This window comes from Cnuibacter sp. UC19_7 (assembly GCF_042699995.1).
Classification (GTDB): Bacteria; Actinomycetota; Actinomycetes; order Actinomycetales; family Microbacteriaceae; genus Cnuibacter.
Genome location: NZ_CP170560.1, coordinates 1,502,835 through 1,516,643 on the forward strand (window position 1 = coordinate 1,502,835; position 13,809 = coordinate 1,516,643).

A 13,809-nucleotide genomic window follows, 5' to 3' on the forward strand; every position below is an offset into this window, starting at 1 on the left:
CGTCCGCGGGCCGCTCGCCCGCGGGGAAGGCGTAGGCTGTGCCGGTGCCTGCAACGCCCACTCCTGTGACGCAGCTGCGCGTCGAGACCACCCGCGTCGACGACCCGAGATTCCTCCTCAAGTTCACCGACGCCTCCTCACCTCTGATCTGGGTGCGCAAGGGCCACGGCATGGCCGGCATCGGCGAGGCCGTGCGGTTGACCTTCACCGGACCGGACCGGATGACCGACGCCTGCGAGGCGTGGCGCTCCATCGTCGCAGCGGCGATCGTCACCGACCCGGTGCAGGCGCCCGGATCCGGGCTGATCGCGTTCGGCACCTTCGCGTTCGACGACTCGTCCGCCGCGGAGAGCGTGCTCATCGTGCCCCGCACCATCGTCGGACGCCGCGACGACGTCTCGTGGGTGACGCGCATCCGGGTCGAGGGCGACCCGACCCCCGCGCCCGAACCCGAGCTCCGACGCCTCGGCGACGAGTACCGCCTCACGCTCCTGCCGGGCGAGGTCTCGCCCGATGACTACCGCTCGATGGTCGAGAAGGCTGTCGGCAGGATCACCTCGGGCGAGCTGAGCAAGGTCGTGCTGGCCCGCGACCTGCGCGGGCACCTGCCTGCCGGATCCGACCTGCGCCGCGTGCTCTACGACCTGGCCCTCGGCTACCCGGACTGCTGGACGTACGGGATCGACGGCTTCCTCGGATCCAGCCCCGAGACCCTCGTTCGCGTCGACCACGGCACCGTGAGCGCACGCGTGCTCGCCGGCACCACCGCTCGCGGTGCGGATGCGGTGAGCGACCAGGAGCGCGCGGTCGCCCTCGCGACCAGCGCGAAGGACCTCGACGAGCACGGCTTCGCGGTGCGCAGCGTGGTCACCGCGCTCGAACCGCACAGTCGCGGCCTCGCCACCAGCGAGGTTCCGTTCACGCTCAAGCTGCCGAACCTGTGGCACCTCGCCAGCGACGTCCTCGGCACCCTGAGCGACGGCTCCACGTCCCTCGACCTCATCGCGGCCCTGCACCCGACGGCCGCCGTCGCGGGCACCCCGACCGCCGACGCGCTCGCCCTCATCCACGAGCTCGAGCCGTTCGACCGCGGCCGCTACGCCGGACCGGTCGGCTGGCTCGGCGCCGACGGCGACGGCGAGTGGGCGATCGCGCTGCGCTGCGCCCAGGTGGATGAGGCAGGTGACATCACCGCGTACGCCGGCTGCGGCATCGTGGCCGAATCGGTGCCCGAGCGCGAGTACCTCGAGACGAAGATGAAGTTCCGCCCCATCGTCGAGGCCTTCGCCTAGCCCTCCCGTCGCGGCCCCGCGACTGCCCGCTTCCGCCGCCTCTTTGGCCTTTCGCTAGGCCATCGACCGCGCGAGACGCCAAAGAGGCAGCGAAACCCTGGACGGCTACGGGGTGGCGAAGCTCGGGATGAGGGAGTCGACCATCCAGCTGGCGTCCTCGGCGCGGGCGGCGGTGCCGGTGAAGCCCGAGTCGGGGATCATCAGGTACTGGCTGGGGTCGCCGCCGTCGTTCCAGGTGGGGTCGACGGCGAGCCACTGGCCGTCGACGAACACCTTGTTCCACGCGTGCGGTCCGCCGGAGAACACGTCGCCGCTGACCACGATGGTCTTCACGCCCGCCGCGTTGGCGAGGACGTTGAAGGCGTAGGCGTAGCTCGCGCACACCCCGATCCCCTGCAGCAGCGTGCCGGTGGCGTTCCAGGCGTTCTCGTGTCCGGCCGGGATGCCGCTGTACGACACGTCGAGGAGGGAGTTGAACGCCGCGTAGTCGTACTCCGCGTTGTCGACCAGCCAGCCGTTCAGCGCCGTGACCTTCTCGCGATCGCTCATGCCGTCGGAGACCACGCTCGAGACCACCTCGTCGACCCGCTGCTTGAGGTTCGCCTGCATCGTCTGCACCTCCTCCGTGGGGAGCGTGTACGTGACGAGCATGGTGTCACCGCCGTCGCGCAGGCTGTAGTTGCTGATGTTGAAGGCGTACGGGTTCTGCTCCCGGGCCTCCTCGATCGCGTCGTACGGATCCGGAGCCCCGGGGGCGTCGACGTACGCCGAGATGTCGATCAGACTCGTCTGCGCCACGAGGTGCGCGGCGAGGAACGTGACGAAGTCGCTGCTGCCGAAGACGGGATAGTCGATCTGCGGCGTCTCGGACACCGGCTCGGAATCCGGCATCTCAGGAGCGACGAACTCGTCGAACCGCGGCATGCCCGTGGGCGGCGCGGCCGCGAGGGCGGCGGCGTTGAACTGGGCGATGGCGGCGGCCGGATCCGGCATCGACCGCTTGGTGATGGGGATCCACTCGCCGAGCTGCGTGTTGCGGCCGCGCAGCGGCACGATCCAGCGGTCGCCGTAGTCGAGGATCACCGACTCGTCGATGTACGCCACCGTCGAGCGCGTGCGGCCGTCGACGGAGGTGAACGGCAGCACCTTCTGCACGTTCTCGATGCCCTCGATGTAGCCGCTCGCACCCCAGTTCTTGAGGGCGCTGGCGGTGTTGAAGGCCACCTCGCGGGGCAGCCAGCCCGCCACCTCCTCCATGTCGTAGGCGGGGAACGACGAGTACCGCTGACCATCGGTCGCGATGACGCCGATGTCGTATCCGAGGGTCGACGCCGCGATCTCCTCCTCCGACTCGGGCTGGTCGTAGCCGCCGGCGACCTGGTCCTCGGTGAGGCCGCGGTAGCTGTAGGAATCGAGTCCGACGTTCTGCTCGGAGATGAAGGGCGCCTCCTTCACCTCGTAGTCCTCGATGGCGCCGGCCGACGACCACTCCGTGCCGTCGACCCTGTCGAGGATCTCCCAGGTCCCGCGGCCGTCGTCGGTGACCTCGTGGGTGACCACGAGGTATCGCGCGGCACCCTCGACGGGCGTCCAGCTCAGGCTGATCGTGCCGTCCTCCGCCGCCTTCCCGAACGTGACGTCCGGCGCGTCGAGAGAGGGCTGGACGGTGAACTCCGTGACGAGCGGCTTCTCCCGCTCGGTGCCGTCCTTCTCGACGCGGCTCACGAGGTAGTACTTCTCATGCATGCCCCAGCTGCTGATGGCGTCGCCGGCATCGGCGATCTGGCCCGGGTTCTCGCCGTAGGCCTCCCCCATCTCGTCACCCGAGATGGTCACCTCGTCGCCCGGGTCCAGCTGGAAGGCGGAGAAGCGCGCCTTCTTGGTCAGCGCCGAGTCGTAGTAGACCTCGAGGGCCCAGTCGTTCGCACCGCGGGACGAGTCGGGATCCGACGGGTCCTCGGCCGGGGCGTGCGCCGCGTTGATCGCGTCGAGGTCGTAGTCGACGTCGATCTCGAACTGGTGGTTCCGCTCGAGGCCGAGCATCGGGTCGGTGTAGTCGTAGAGCGCGGACTTGTCGCTGTAGATCGTCTGCTGCTCGCCCGTGAAGGCGGGGACGACCACGAAGCCCACGACGAGGGCGATGACGGCCGCCATGGCCACGCCGCCCGAGACGAGTCCGATCATCAGCCCGCGGCGCTTGGGGCGCGCAGGGGTCGGACCACCGGATCCCGCGGATGCGCCTGCGACGGGTGTCCCGGATGCACCTCCCGCGGGCGCCGCCGTCGAGTCCGCCGCGTCAGCCGAGTGGACGTGCGACGTCCACTGCGAACCGTCCCAATACCGCTGCCCCCGTGCATCCCACGGGTCCTGATACCAACCTGCGGGAGTTCCCCCCGTAGATCCCGACACGACCGATCCTCCCTCTCCCCCGAAAAGGTCTCGTAGCGACACTCGTCCTCTCGATCCTGCCCTGGCTCGTCGAGATTCGCCAAGTCGGAGGGAGCCGGCCCCGCTTCTCTACCGAGGCAGCTCGAGGCCGAGCTCGGTCCACAGGTGAGCCGCCGTCGCGGCCCCCTTCAACAGGGTGGGCAGGTGGACGCTCTCGTCGGCGGCGTGCCAGTGGTCCTCCGGCAGACCGATGCCGAGGTAGAGCACGGGGGCGCCCGACGTGAGCGAGAGCAGCTCGGCCGGGCCGCCTCCCGCGTTGCCCATCCGGAACGCACGGGCCGCGCCGTAGCCGCGGGCGGTCGCGCGTTCCAGCGCCTCGAGGGCCGGCCCCTCCGGGGTGACGTAGGGATTCTGCCCGGTGTCCTCGGTGAGCGTCAGCTCATAGTCCACGCCCTCGGGCATCCGATCGGTCACGAAGCGGCGGACCTGCTCGGCGACCGTCTCGATCCGCTGGTCGGGGACGAGGCGGACACTGAACTGGGCGCTCGCGACCGACGGGATGACGGCACGCGGAACGCCTTCGGGATCACCCGCGAGGATGCCGACGATCTCGAGCGCCGGGCGAGCCCAGAGACGCTCGGGAACGGTGTGGGCCGCCTCGCCGTCGATGGAGCGGGTCCCGGTCCGCTCTACCCACGACGCCTCGTCGAACGGGAGCGCCGCGAGCTCGGCGGCCCGTCGCGCGGTAAGCGGAGCGACGTCGTCGTAGAACCCCGGGAGGGCGACCCGGCCGGACTCGTCGTGGAGCGCGGCCATCACCTCGACCAGCGCGTGCACCGGGTTCGGAGCGGCCCCCGACACGGCGCCGCTGTGCTGATCGTGGGCAGGTCCGATCACGCGGAGGTCCGCCCCGAGGATGCCCCGCATCGAGGTCACCACCCCCGGGAAGTCCTCCGCCCACTGCAGGGTGTCGGAGAAGACGATCGCGTCGCACGCGAACTCGTCCGCCCGCGCGGTGAGGAGGTCGGCGAGATGCGGCGAGGCGATCTCCTCCTCGCCCTCGACCAGGTACACGAGGTTCACGGCCGGCCGCCCGTGCGCTCGGGAGGCCAGGTGCGCCCGCAGCCCCCAGAGATGCGCTACCGCCTGACCCTTCGCATCCGACGCACCCCGCCCGTACAGCCGACCGCCGCGCACGACGGGATCGAAGGGGGCGGTCTCCTGCCACTCCTCCGGCTTGGCGTGCCGCACGTCGTGGTGGCTGTAGACCAGCACCGTGGGCAGGTCGTCGTCGGTGTGCAACCGGGCGATCACCGCGGCGGCATCTCCGGTGGGCACGATCTCGGTCTCGAGTCCGGCATCCCGGAACGCGCCGGCCAACCAGCGCGCTGATCGCTGCACGTCGATCGCGCGGTCGGCGACGGCAGAGATCGAGGGGATCGCGACCCACTCCGCCAGCTGGGACTCGATCTCGGGGCGGTGCTGCTCGAGGAAGGCCCGGATGGCGTCATCGCGCTCGACCTGATCGGATCCCGACCCCGATGTCACCTCGCTCATGCGGTGAGACTAGGCACGGCCAGCCGGCACGACGAGGCCGTTGACAGCGGCGGCCGCTACTCCCCCGAGGTCGGGAGCGGCTCGATCGTCATCGCGGCCGCGCCGCGGCCCACCGCCGACAGGATGAACATCTCGTCGGCCAGGCGCTGGCGCGCCAGCGACACCCGGCCGCGGAACAACCCGGGCTCGCCCTCGACCGGACGCAGGATGTGACCGTCGGCCCAGACGTGGGCGTCCTCCGCCGTAGGCGCCAGCCGCACCTCGACCTCCCACGACCGGCCGCGGGCCTCGATCGCGACCGACTGCGGAGTCGCGTCGACGGCCTCGGCCGGACCGGAGTCGTCGGCCTCGGATGCGGGTGTCGGGTCGATCTGGTTCGACGGGAGGGTCGGGGTGAGGAACGCGGGCTGGCGCCGACGCGTCGCCCGCTCGTACGCGGAGGCGTGGTCGAGGAGCGCGTCGTCGCTGTACGCCGGCCCGGCGAAGGTGAGGCCGACGGGCATCTGGATGTCGCCCATGAACCCCATGGGCACCGTGACGGTGGGGATGCCGAGGTGGCGGATGACGCGGTTCCCGTTCGAGTACACGACGCCGTTGCGCGACGCCGCCTCGAGGCTCTCGGTCCGCTCGAACAGGTCGACGCGTCCCACGTCCCCGGCCGCGGGGAAGACGACCAGGTCGAGGCCCTCTGCGGCCATCCACTCCTCGAAGTCCTCCGTGCGGGCACGCTCGAGCCCCTGCAGCAGCTGAGCGAGCCCGGGGACGTCGTCGAAGCGGTCGGGCAGGCCCTGCTTCACGAGCTCGGCGAGGCGCTGCCAGTCGAAGCCGCCGCGGGCGCGGGTGATCCACACGGGTACCGGCGCGTCGGCGACGGGGAACACGGTGTCGCCGTCGACGTCGGCCCAGGTGTCGAGGTGCGGATCCGCGTTGTCGCGGAGGAACGCATCGAGAGCCATCGCCGTGATCGGGCCGCCCTCGAGGGCGCGCCAGTTCGGGGGCACGAGTCCGCGCTCGGCGAGGCCGCGGGCACCCGGGCGGTCCTCCTCGTAGTTCGACACGACGGGGAAGTCGACCTCGACGACCTCGGCTCCGAGCGCGCGCAGGTCGTCGGCGGCGCGATCCCAGAGCGCGCGCACGGACGGGCGGAGGGCGGGCGGGTCGAGGGGCACGTCGTCCTCGCCGATGTAGAGCCGGGGGACACCGATCCGCAGGCCGTCGAGTCGGTCGGGGCGCGGGCGGGCGATCGGATGCGGGAGGACGTCCTCGGGGCGGGGCAGCTCGACCGCGGTCTGCTGCCGCCAGAAGTCGCCTGAGCGGTCGGGGTCGTCGACGGCGAGCACGTCGAGGAGGAGCAGGAGGTCGTCGACCGAGCGGGTGTGCGGCACCACGACGTCGCAGGTGGGGCGCAGCGGCCAGTTGCCGCGGATCGAGAGCACACCCCGCGAGGGCGTGTACGCCACGAGGCTGTTGTTCGAGGCGGGCGCGCGACCCGAGGAGACGGTCTCCTCCGCCATCCCGAACGCGCACATGCTCGCCGCTGTGGCGGTGCCCGAGCCGTTCGACGACCCGGAGCCGTAGGCGGCGGTGAGGAACTGCGGGTGGTACGGGCTGCGGGCGTAGTCGTAGACGCCGGGCTGCATGCCCCCGGCGGCCATCGGCGGCATGTTCGTCTTGCCGAGGAGCACGGCGCCCGCGGCGCGGAGCTGAGCGACCGAGGCGGCGTCGTCGGTGGCGACGAGCTCGGCCAGCGCCGGGCTGCCCGACGCGACCGTGAGGCCCTTCACCTTGTAGCTGTCCTTGACCGTGAAGGGGACACCCTCGAGCGGGCCCGCCTGACCGGCGCGGCGGCGGGCATCCGACGCGGTGGCCTGCTCCAGACACGTGGGGTCGAGCACGGCGATGGCGTGGAGGCAGAGGCCGGTGCGGTCGTAGTAGGCGATCCGGTTGAGGTAGGCGGTGACCAGCTCGACGCTCGTCACCGCTCCGCTGTCGAGGGCCTCGAGCATGTCGGCGATGCCGAGCTCCACCACGTCGATCCGGTCCATGCGTCCGCCCTTCCGTCTCGCCTCACGCGATCCCCCCATCCTGTCAGCAGAGGGGCGCGGATGCGTGCGCGCGGTGGCGGCGCGAGTCGGCGGTGCGCGGGTCAGCGGGTGGCGCGGCGGTGTCCGCGGCGGCGCGGATGAGGCGGTCGCGGCAGTGTCAGCGGCTGCGGTTGCGGCGGCGCAGGACGAGCAGGACGATGCCGCCGATCACGAGCACGGCGACCGCGATGCCGGCGATGAGCAGGGCGATCTGCCCGTTCGCCCCCGTCTGGGCGAGCTCGCTGGAGGCGAGAACGGATGCGCTGCCGATCAGGGCGGTCGTGGTCACGGTGGTGCTCCTCGCGGGTCGTGCGGCGTGGCCCGCCGCCGCTCCCACCTTAACCCCTTCGTTTCGCCACACCCACGTGGTTCCGCCACCCCGATCGACATGGCGAAACCACCTGAGCAGGGCGAAAGCGTAGAGCGTGGGGTGTGGCATCGGCCTTCGGCGTGCCGCGGATCAGGCCACCCGAGATCAGGCAGGGCGGGCTCGGACGTACTGCAGGGGCCACGCGACGTCGGCGCCGAGCTCGCGGGCGGCGCGGAGGGGGAAGCGGGGCTCGCGCAGGAACTGGCGCGCCATCGTCACCGCGTCGACGTCGCCGGAGGCGACGAGCTCCTCCGCCTGCGCCGCGCCGGTGATGAGGCCCACGGCGCTCACCGGCACACCCGCGACCTCGCGGATGAAGCGCGCGTGCGGCACCTGGTAGAGCGGACGCACGTCGATCTCCTGGTGCGCGACCAGCCCTCCCGTCGACACGTCGAACAGGTCGGCGCCCGCCTCCTGCGCCCACCGCGCCACCTGAGCGGCATCCTCCCGCTCTAAGCCGCCCGGCGCCCAGTCGCTCGCCGAGATCCGCACGATCACGGGGACCGACTCCCCCACCTCGGCCCGCACGGCGCGCACGATCTCGAGCAGGAAGCGAGCCTGCCCCTCCAGCGATCCGCCGTACTCGTCAGCGCGCTCGTTCGACAGCGGGGAGAGGAACTCGTGGATGAGATAGCCATGCGCGGCGTGCAGCTCGATCACGTCGAACCCGGCGGCGACCGCGCGCCGGGCGGAGGCGGCGAACGCGGCGATCAGACCCCGGATGTCGTCGCGGGTGAGCTCACGGGGCTGCGCGTAGCGGCCGAATGCGATCGGCGACGGCGCCACGGTCTCCCACCCGCCCGAATCCACGGGCACGGTGCCCCGGTCGGCGGCCCAGGGGCGATAGGTCGACGCCTTGCGCCCCGCGTGCGCGAGCTGGATGCCCGCCACCGCGCCCTGCGCGTGCAGGAAGTCGACGATGCGCCGGAACGCATCCCGCTGCTCGTCGTTCCACAGGCCGACGTCCTGCGGCGAGATCCGCCCCTCCGGGACGACGCCCGTCGCCTCCACCACGATCAGCCCCGCTCCCCCGGTGGCGAACGCGCCGAGGTGGGCGAGGTGCCAGTCGCGCGGGACGCCGTCCTCCGCCTCGACGGAGTACTGGCACATCGGCCCGACCCACAGCCGGTTCGGGAAGGTCACATCACGGAGGGTGAGCGGGGAGAACAGGGCCGACATCGGCATCCTCTCGATCGGGTGGAGGGAGCTAGGAGGCCAACCCGGCGATGAGGTTCACCATCGTGCCGAGGATCACCGCCCCGAACAGGTACGACAGCAGGGCGTGCCGCAGCACCGTGTGCCGGATGGCCGACGTCGAGATCGCGGTGTCGGACACCTGGAACGTCATCCCGAGCGTGAAGGCCAGGTAGGCGAAGTCCTGGTACGTCGGCGGTTCGTCCTGGTTGAACCCGACGCCGCCCTCCTCGCCCGAGTAGTACAGCGCCGCATAACGCAGCGTGTAGAGCGTGTGGACCAGCGCCCACGACAGCGCCACGCTCACGGCGGCGACGACCGCGACCACGTCGCGCTCACCGCTGTCGGCCCCGCTGTCGAGCGTCAGCACGAGGAAGACCACCACGAGGCTCGCGACGCTCGCCGCGAGCAGCAGCACGTCGGTGGCGGGGCGGGTCGGATCCTCGCGGCGGGCATGCCGCCGGGTGGCCTCCCCGTCCATCCGCCCGACCACGAGCCATACCCACGCGACGTACACGCAGCACGCCGCGGCCCAGCCGCCCACGGCAGCGACACGGCCGAAGCCGAGCGCCGAGATCAGCACCGCCGAGCCGACACCCACCAGGGCGGCGACGACGAACCGCACCACCGCGCGGCGACGCAGCTGCCGTTCGAGGCCCCGCGCGTCGTTCATCGAGGGCGGATCACCGAGGCAGCATGCTCGAGTCGGTCAGCAGCAGCGGCGCATCCGTCACCGGCACGTCGACGTGCATATGGGTGCAGGAGTCGTCGAACTCGGTCCAGTTCGTGAACGACAGCTTGATGCCCGCCGAGGCACGGCACTGGGCCTGGCCCACGTGCGCGCCCTTCGGCATGATCGGATCGAGGATGCCGATGAGCTTCAGCGTGTTCGCATCGGACCCGTTGAGGCTCGCCTTGTTGAGCAGGTAGAAGTCGACCGCGTGACCGCCGCCGTCGATGTAGTGCGACGACGCCGTGCCCGCACCCTCGATCTGGCCGGTGCACTTGCGGTTGATGTCGCTGACGCCGACCTGGTCGAAGTTGCGCAGCGCGATGACGATGATCTCGAGGATGCGGTAGTCGACGCCGCAGTCGGGCACCGTGACACCCTCCGCGATGTACTGGATCTCCTTGATGTGATCCGGCACCGAACCGACGAGCTTGCCGGATGCGTACGCCGCCATGATCTCTTGCGCCAGCTGACGGCCCACCAGCATCTGAGCGCTGGAGTAGCCCGCAGCCTGGAGCTCGCCCGCATCCGACACGGCATAGCCGTCGCGGTTCACGGTGGCGGCACTGGCCGTGTCGGCGGTGACGAGCTCCTGCCCGGGGGTCTTCGCCGTGAGCGCGGACTGCACGATGCCCGCGTCGATCGGGCTCGCCGACACCGTGGTCGGGATCGCCATCACCGCGGTCATGCCGAGCACGAAGAGCATCGCCACGCCGGAGAACAGGCCCTTGAACCAGGCCGGACGCCGGACGGCGCTCGACGACGGACGCGGAGCCGACGGTGTGGGCGTGCCCTTGGTGCGATCGGCGCGGGCCGCCGGACGCCAAGCGGTGCGGACGCGACGGACCCGCTTCTCGGGACGACGGCGGCGCGACGGCGCCGGGAGGTGGAGGGCGTCGGGTGTGACCGGGTCGGTCGGCTCGGACTCGAGTGTGAGCGGGTCGAGCACGTCGTCGACGGGCTCGATCGTGAGGTTCTGCAGCTCCAGCTCGCGGAGGAGGACGACCGTGGGCTGGTCGGCCTCGGGGTCGGTCTCGTCGAGCGGGGTCTCGGCGGCGTCGGCGGGGATGCCCTCGGGGAGCGGGCTGGGTGCGAGCGGGGCGGCGGCTGCTTCGGCTGGGGATGCTTCGGTGCGGGCTGTTGCTTCGGTGCGGGCTGCTTCGGTGGGGCCAGTTTCGGTGGAGCCCTGGGCATCGTGCGGAGCGGCGGTGGAGGTCTCGACGTCCGCCCCTCGAGTCGACGGGGCCCTACCCGATACTCGCGGGGAGGACGTCGAGACCTCCACCGCCTCTGCCGTGCGGGCGGGGGTGGAACCCTCGTCGACGTGGAGGGTGGAAGGGGTGGGCTGAGTGTCTTCGGCCGGCTTCGCGCGGCGGCCGCGCGGGCGTCGGGCCTGGGGGTCGGCGATCTCGGAGAGGATCTCGTCGACCGGGATGGGCGCGGTCTTCGAGGAGACGACGTCGATGGTGGGGGCCGGGATGGCGGGGGTGTCGTAGTCGACGGGGATGAGGGCGGTGCGGAGGCTGCGGCGGCCCGGGGTGGGGAGGGCGGCGGACTCAGCCTGTTCGTCGCGGCGGCGGGAGCGGCGGGACACCACCGCGGCTCGGGCCGGACCTTCGGCCGGAGCCGACGGTGCACTGCTCACAGCTTGAGCCGGGCCTTCGGCCGGTGCGGACGATGCACTGCTCGCGGCTTGAGCCGCGCCGTCGGCCGGAACGGAGGGCGCGCTGCTCACGGCTTGCGCCGGGCCCTCGGCCGGAGCCGAGTAAGAGGAGGCTGCGGCGGCGCTTCCCTCGGCAGCAAGGGCGCGGCGCTGGGACTCGCGGAGCTCGAGCTCGCGCTGGGCGCGGCGGGAGAGGGGCTGAGAGGGTGCCTCGGTCGACCGGGTGCGCGGGCGTCGAAGGGGCTCGTCGCGCGTGGGGTCGGTGGGGCTCAAGCGTCGTATCTCTCGGGGTAAGCGAACAGATTCAGCCGCGCGGTTCGGGTCGCACGGGTCGGTAACGGCAGGGTAACGATACCGGGTCGTCCCTGAAAAGTCTCTCCGTGCCCCGAGACGCCCCGGTCGCGGCCCGGATGGCCGTCGAGGGAATCCCCGCTCGATGCGCTCTGAACATATGATGTATGCTGAATGAGCGCACCTCGATGGCGGGTGCCGACTGCGAGATCGAGGGCGACATGAAGATCACCGGCCTCCGCACCCTGCGGACCCATCGCGACTGGGGCCGCCCCGTCGGCGACGTGAACGGCTTCATCAGCTCGGGGATCACGGAGGTGCCCGTCGTCCTCATCGACACAGATGAGGGAGTGACCGGCGTGGGGCTCGGCTCCGACCAGTCGGTCGAGGCGCTCTTCCCCGCGATCGAGGGCGAGGATCCGCGCGCCGTCTCATCGCTCTACGACCGGATGCTCGCCCAGGTGTTCAAGAGCGGTCACGCCGGCGCCACGTTCGGCGGCATCGGCACCATCGACTCCGCCCTCTGGGACCTCAAGGCCAAGATCGCCGGCGAACCGCTGTGGCGTCTGCTGGGCGGACGCGATCGCTTCGTGCCCGGCTACGCATCCGGTCTCGACATCGCCCTCGATGACGAGCGGCTCGCGGCGTTCTACGCCTCGATGGCCGAGCGGGGCTTCTCGAGCGGCAAGCTCAAGGGCGGCCGCGACTGGGAGGACGACGTGCGTCGGCTCGGGATCGTGCGCGACGCGCTGAGCGCCGCGTCGAACCGCCCCGCGCTCATGCTCGACGCCAACGAATCGTGGAACCTCAAGCAGGCCGTGCGCTACATCTCCGCGGTCGAGGAGCGGGTCGACCTCACCTGGATCGAGGAGCCGCTGCGTCGCTGGGACGCGGCCGGCCACGCGAGGCTGACGCGCTCCGTGCGCGCCGGCGTCGCCACCGGCGAGAACCTCTCGGGGCTCGAGCAGTACACCCCGTTCTTCGAGGCGGGCGCCGTCGACGTCGTGCAGGCCGGCGCGGTCTGGGGGGTCACGCACTTCCTCCGGCTCGCGCTCGCCGCCCACTCCCGTGACCTGCCGATCAGCCCGGTCGGGCTCACGGCCAACCCCGGGATCGCCCACGCGGCGACCGCCGTGCCCAACCATCTCTCCGCCGAGGTCCAGGACTTCGGTACCCCGTTCGGCGTCACCGTCGACGAGCACTATGCCGACGGCGGCATCGTGCTGGGCGACGCGCCGGGCTCCGGCGTCACGGTCGACGAGGCCGCCATCACCTCCGCGCCCGACGACACCACGGCGGGCGGATGGCTCGTCACGGAGGGCCCCCACGTCCGCTCCAGCCGCGCCGGTCTTCAACTCGTCTCCGACAGCGGATCCGGGCAGGCATGGGCCTGATGCCCCGGGCCACCACGCCTCCCTCCGCGCCACCCCGCTCGATACACTGACCAGATGACCGACGTTCCCGACGAGGAGCCGGCGCCCGTCCGCGCCGCTCGACCGGTCCTCGCCTCCGACTCGCCGCCCAAGACCCCGGCGGCCCGGCTGGGGGTGGCCGTGGTGCACGACCTCGTCACGGTGGTCGTCACCGGCGAGGTCGCTCCGGGTGAGTCCCTGCCCCCTGAGGGTGTGCTCAGCCAGCACTTCGGCGTGAGCCGCACCGTCATCCGCGAGTCGGTGAAGCGCCTCGAGGAGAAGGGCCTCCTCACCGTCGCGCAGGGTCGCGGGACGCAGGTGCGTCCCCGATCGTCGTGGAACCTCCTCGACCCGGTGGTGCTCTCCGTCCTGGTCGAGAACGACCGCGAGCTGGGGGTCCTCGACGAGATCGCCACCGTGCGCGCCGCCCTCGAGGGCACGATGTCCGCCGAGATGGCGTCGCGCCGGACGGAGGAGGACCTCGAACGGCTGCGCGCCGCGTTCGAGGAGATGCGCGCCACGATCGACGATGTCGACGCCTACGCGCAGTCGGATGCCGACTTCCACTTCCTGGTGATGGAGCTCTCCGGCAACCGCCTCTCGGAGAACATCACCCACGTGCTCTTCACCCGGGCCCGCGAGAGCTCGCGCTTCGCGGGACGTCCCGATCAGAGTGCTTTCGACCTCACCCTCGAGGAGCACCGACACGTGCTCGAGGCGATCGAGGCCGGCGACGCCGCCCGTGCGGAGGAGGCCATGCGGGCGCACATCACCAAGGCCTGGAAGCGCCGCCGCCTGCCCACCACCAAGGGCTGAGCCTCGGCGCTC

General features: G+C 71.6%; 10 protein-coding genes and 1 pseudogene. 3 read left to right on the forward strand and 8 right to left on the reverse strand.

Annotated features, from left to right (window positions below):
* Nucleotides 1–44: 44 nt before the first annotated feature.
* Nucleotides 45–1,292 (forward strand): isochorismate synthase MenF, encoded by a 1,248-nt coding sequence (locus ACFJGV_RS07050; RefSeq protein ID WP_378147891.1) that lies wholly within the window; start codon nucleotides 45–47, stop codon nucleotides 1,290–1,292.
* Between the two features lie 105 nt (nucleotides 1,293–1,397).
* On the opposite strand, the gene ACFJGV_RS07055 is transcribed toward ACFJGV_RS07050, so the two are convergent.
* From ACFJGV_RS07055 to ACFJGV_RS07090, 8 genes and pseudogenes are all read right to left on the reverse strand, one after another.
* Nucleotides 1,398–3,476 carry a transglutaminase domain-containing protein gene (locus tag ACFJGV_RS07055; protein WP_378148658.1) on the reverse strand — a complete coding sequence of 693 codons (2,079 nt, stop codon included), beginning with the start codon at nucleotides 3,474–3,476 and terminating at the stop codon, nucleotides 1,398–1,400.
* 114 nt (nucleotides 3,477–3,590) lie between these two features.
* Nucleotides 3,591–3,743, reverse strand: a pseudogene (locus ACFJGV_RS07060) (DUF2510 domain-containing protein); the annotation flags it as partial.
* A 66-nt stretch (nucleotides 3,744–3,809) separates the two neighbouring features.
* Nucleotides 3,810–5,237, reverse strand: a complete 1,428-nt coding sequence (locus ACFJGV_RS07065; protein ID WP_378147893.1) for a M20/M25/M40 family metallo-hydrolase — start codon at nucleotides 5,235–5,237, stop codon at nucleotides 3,810–3,812.
* Nucleotides 5,238–5,293: 56 nt separating this feature from the next.
* Nucleotides 5,294–7,282: an amidase gene (locus ACFJGV_RS07070; RefSeq protein WP_378147895.1), complete on the reverse strand. Its 1,989-nt coding sequence runs from the start codon at nucleotides 7,280–7,282 to the stop codon at nucleotides 5,294–5,296.
* Nucleotides 7,283–7,439: 157 nt separating this feature from the next.
* Nucleotides 7,440–7,610, reverse strand: a complete 171-nt coding sequence (locus ACFJGV_RS07075; protein ID WP_378147896.1) for an LPXTG cell wall anchor domain-containing protein — start codon at nucleotides 7,608–7,610, stop codon at nucleotides 7,440–7,442.
* 186 nt (nucleotides 7,611–7,796) lie between these two features.
* Nucleotides 7,797–8,870, reverse strand: a complete 1,074-nt coding sequence (locus ACFJGV_RS07080; RefSeq protein ID WP_378147897.1) for an NADH:flavin oxidoreductase/NADH oxidase — start codon at nucleotides 8,868–8,870, stop codon at nucleotides 7,797–7,799.
* Between the two features lie 28 nt (nucleotides 8,871–8,898).
* Nucleotides 8,899–9,558: a DUF1345 domain-containing protein gene (locus ACFJGV_RS07085; protein ID WP_378147899.1), complete on the reverse strand. Its 660-nt coding sequence runs from the start codon at nucleotides 9,556–9,558 to the stop codon at nucleotides 8,899–8,901.
* A 10-nt stretch (nucleotides 9,559–9,568) separates the two neighbouring features.
* A complete protein-coding gene (locus ACFJGV_RS07090) occupies nucleotides 9,569–11,209 on the reverse strand; it encodes a hypothetical protein (RefSeq protein ID WP_378147900.1) in 1,641 nt (546 codons plus the stop codon).
* A gap of 527 nt (nucleotides 11,210–11,736) precedes the next feature.
* Here ACFJGV_RS07090 and ACFJGV_RS07095 point away from each other — a divergent pair.
* Both ACFJGV_RS07095 and ACFJGV_RS07100 read left to right on the forward strand, forming a co-directional pair.
* Nucleotides 11,737–12,963 (forward strand): mandelate racemase/muconate lactonizing enzyme family protein, encoded by a 1,227-nt coding sequence (locus tag ACFJGV_RS07095; RefSeq protein WP_378147901.1) that lies wholly within the window; start codon nucleotides 11,737–11,739, stop codon nucleotides 12,961–12,963.
* Between the two features lie 54 nt (nucleotides 12,964–13,017).
* Nucleotides 13,018–13,797 (forward strand): FadR/GntR family transcriptional regulator, encoded by a 780-nt coding sequence (locus ACFJGV_RS07100; RefSeq protein ID WP_378147902.1) that lies wholly within the window; start codon nucleotides 13,018–13,020, stop codon nucleotides 13,795–13,797.
* The last annotated feature ends 12 nt before the right edge of the window (nucleotides 13,798–13,809 follow it).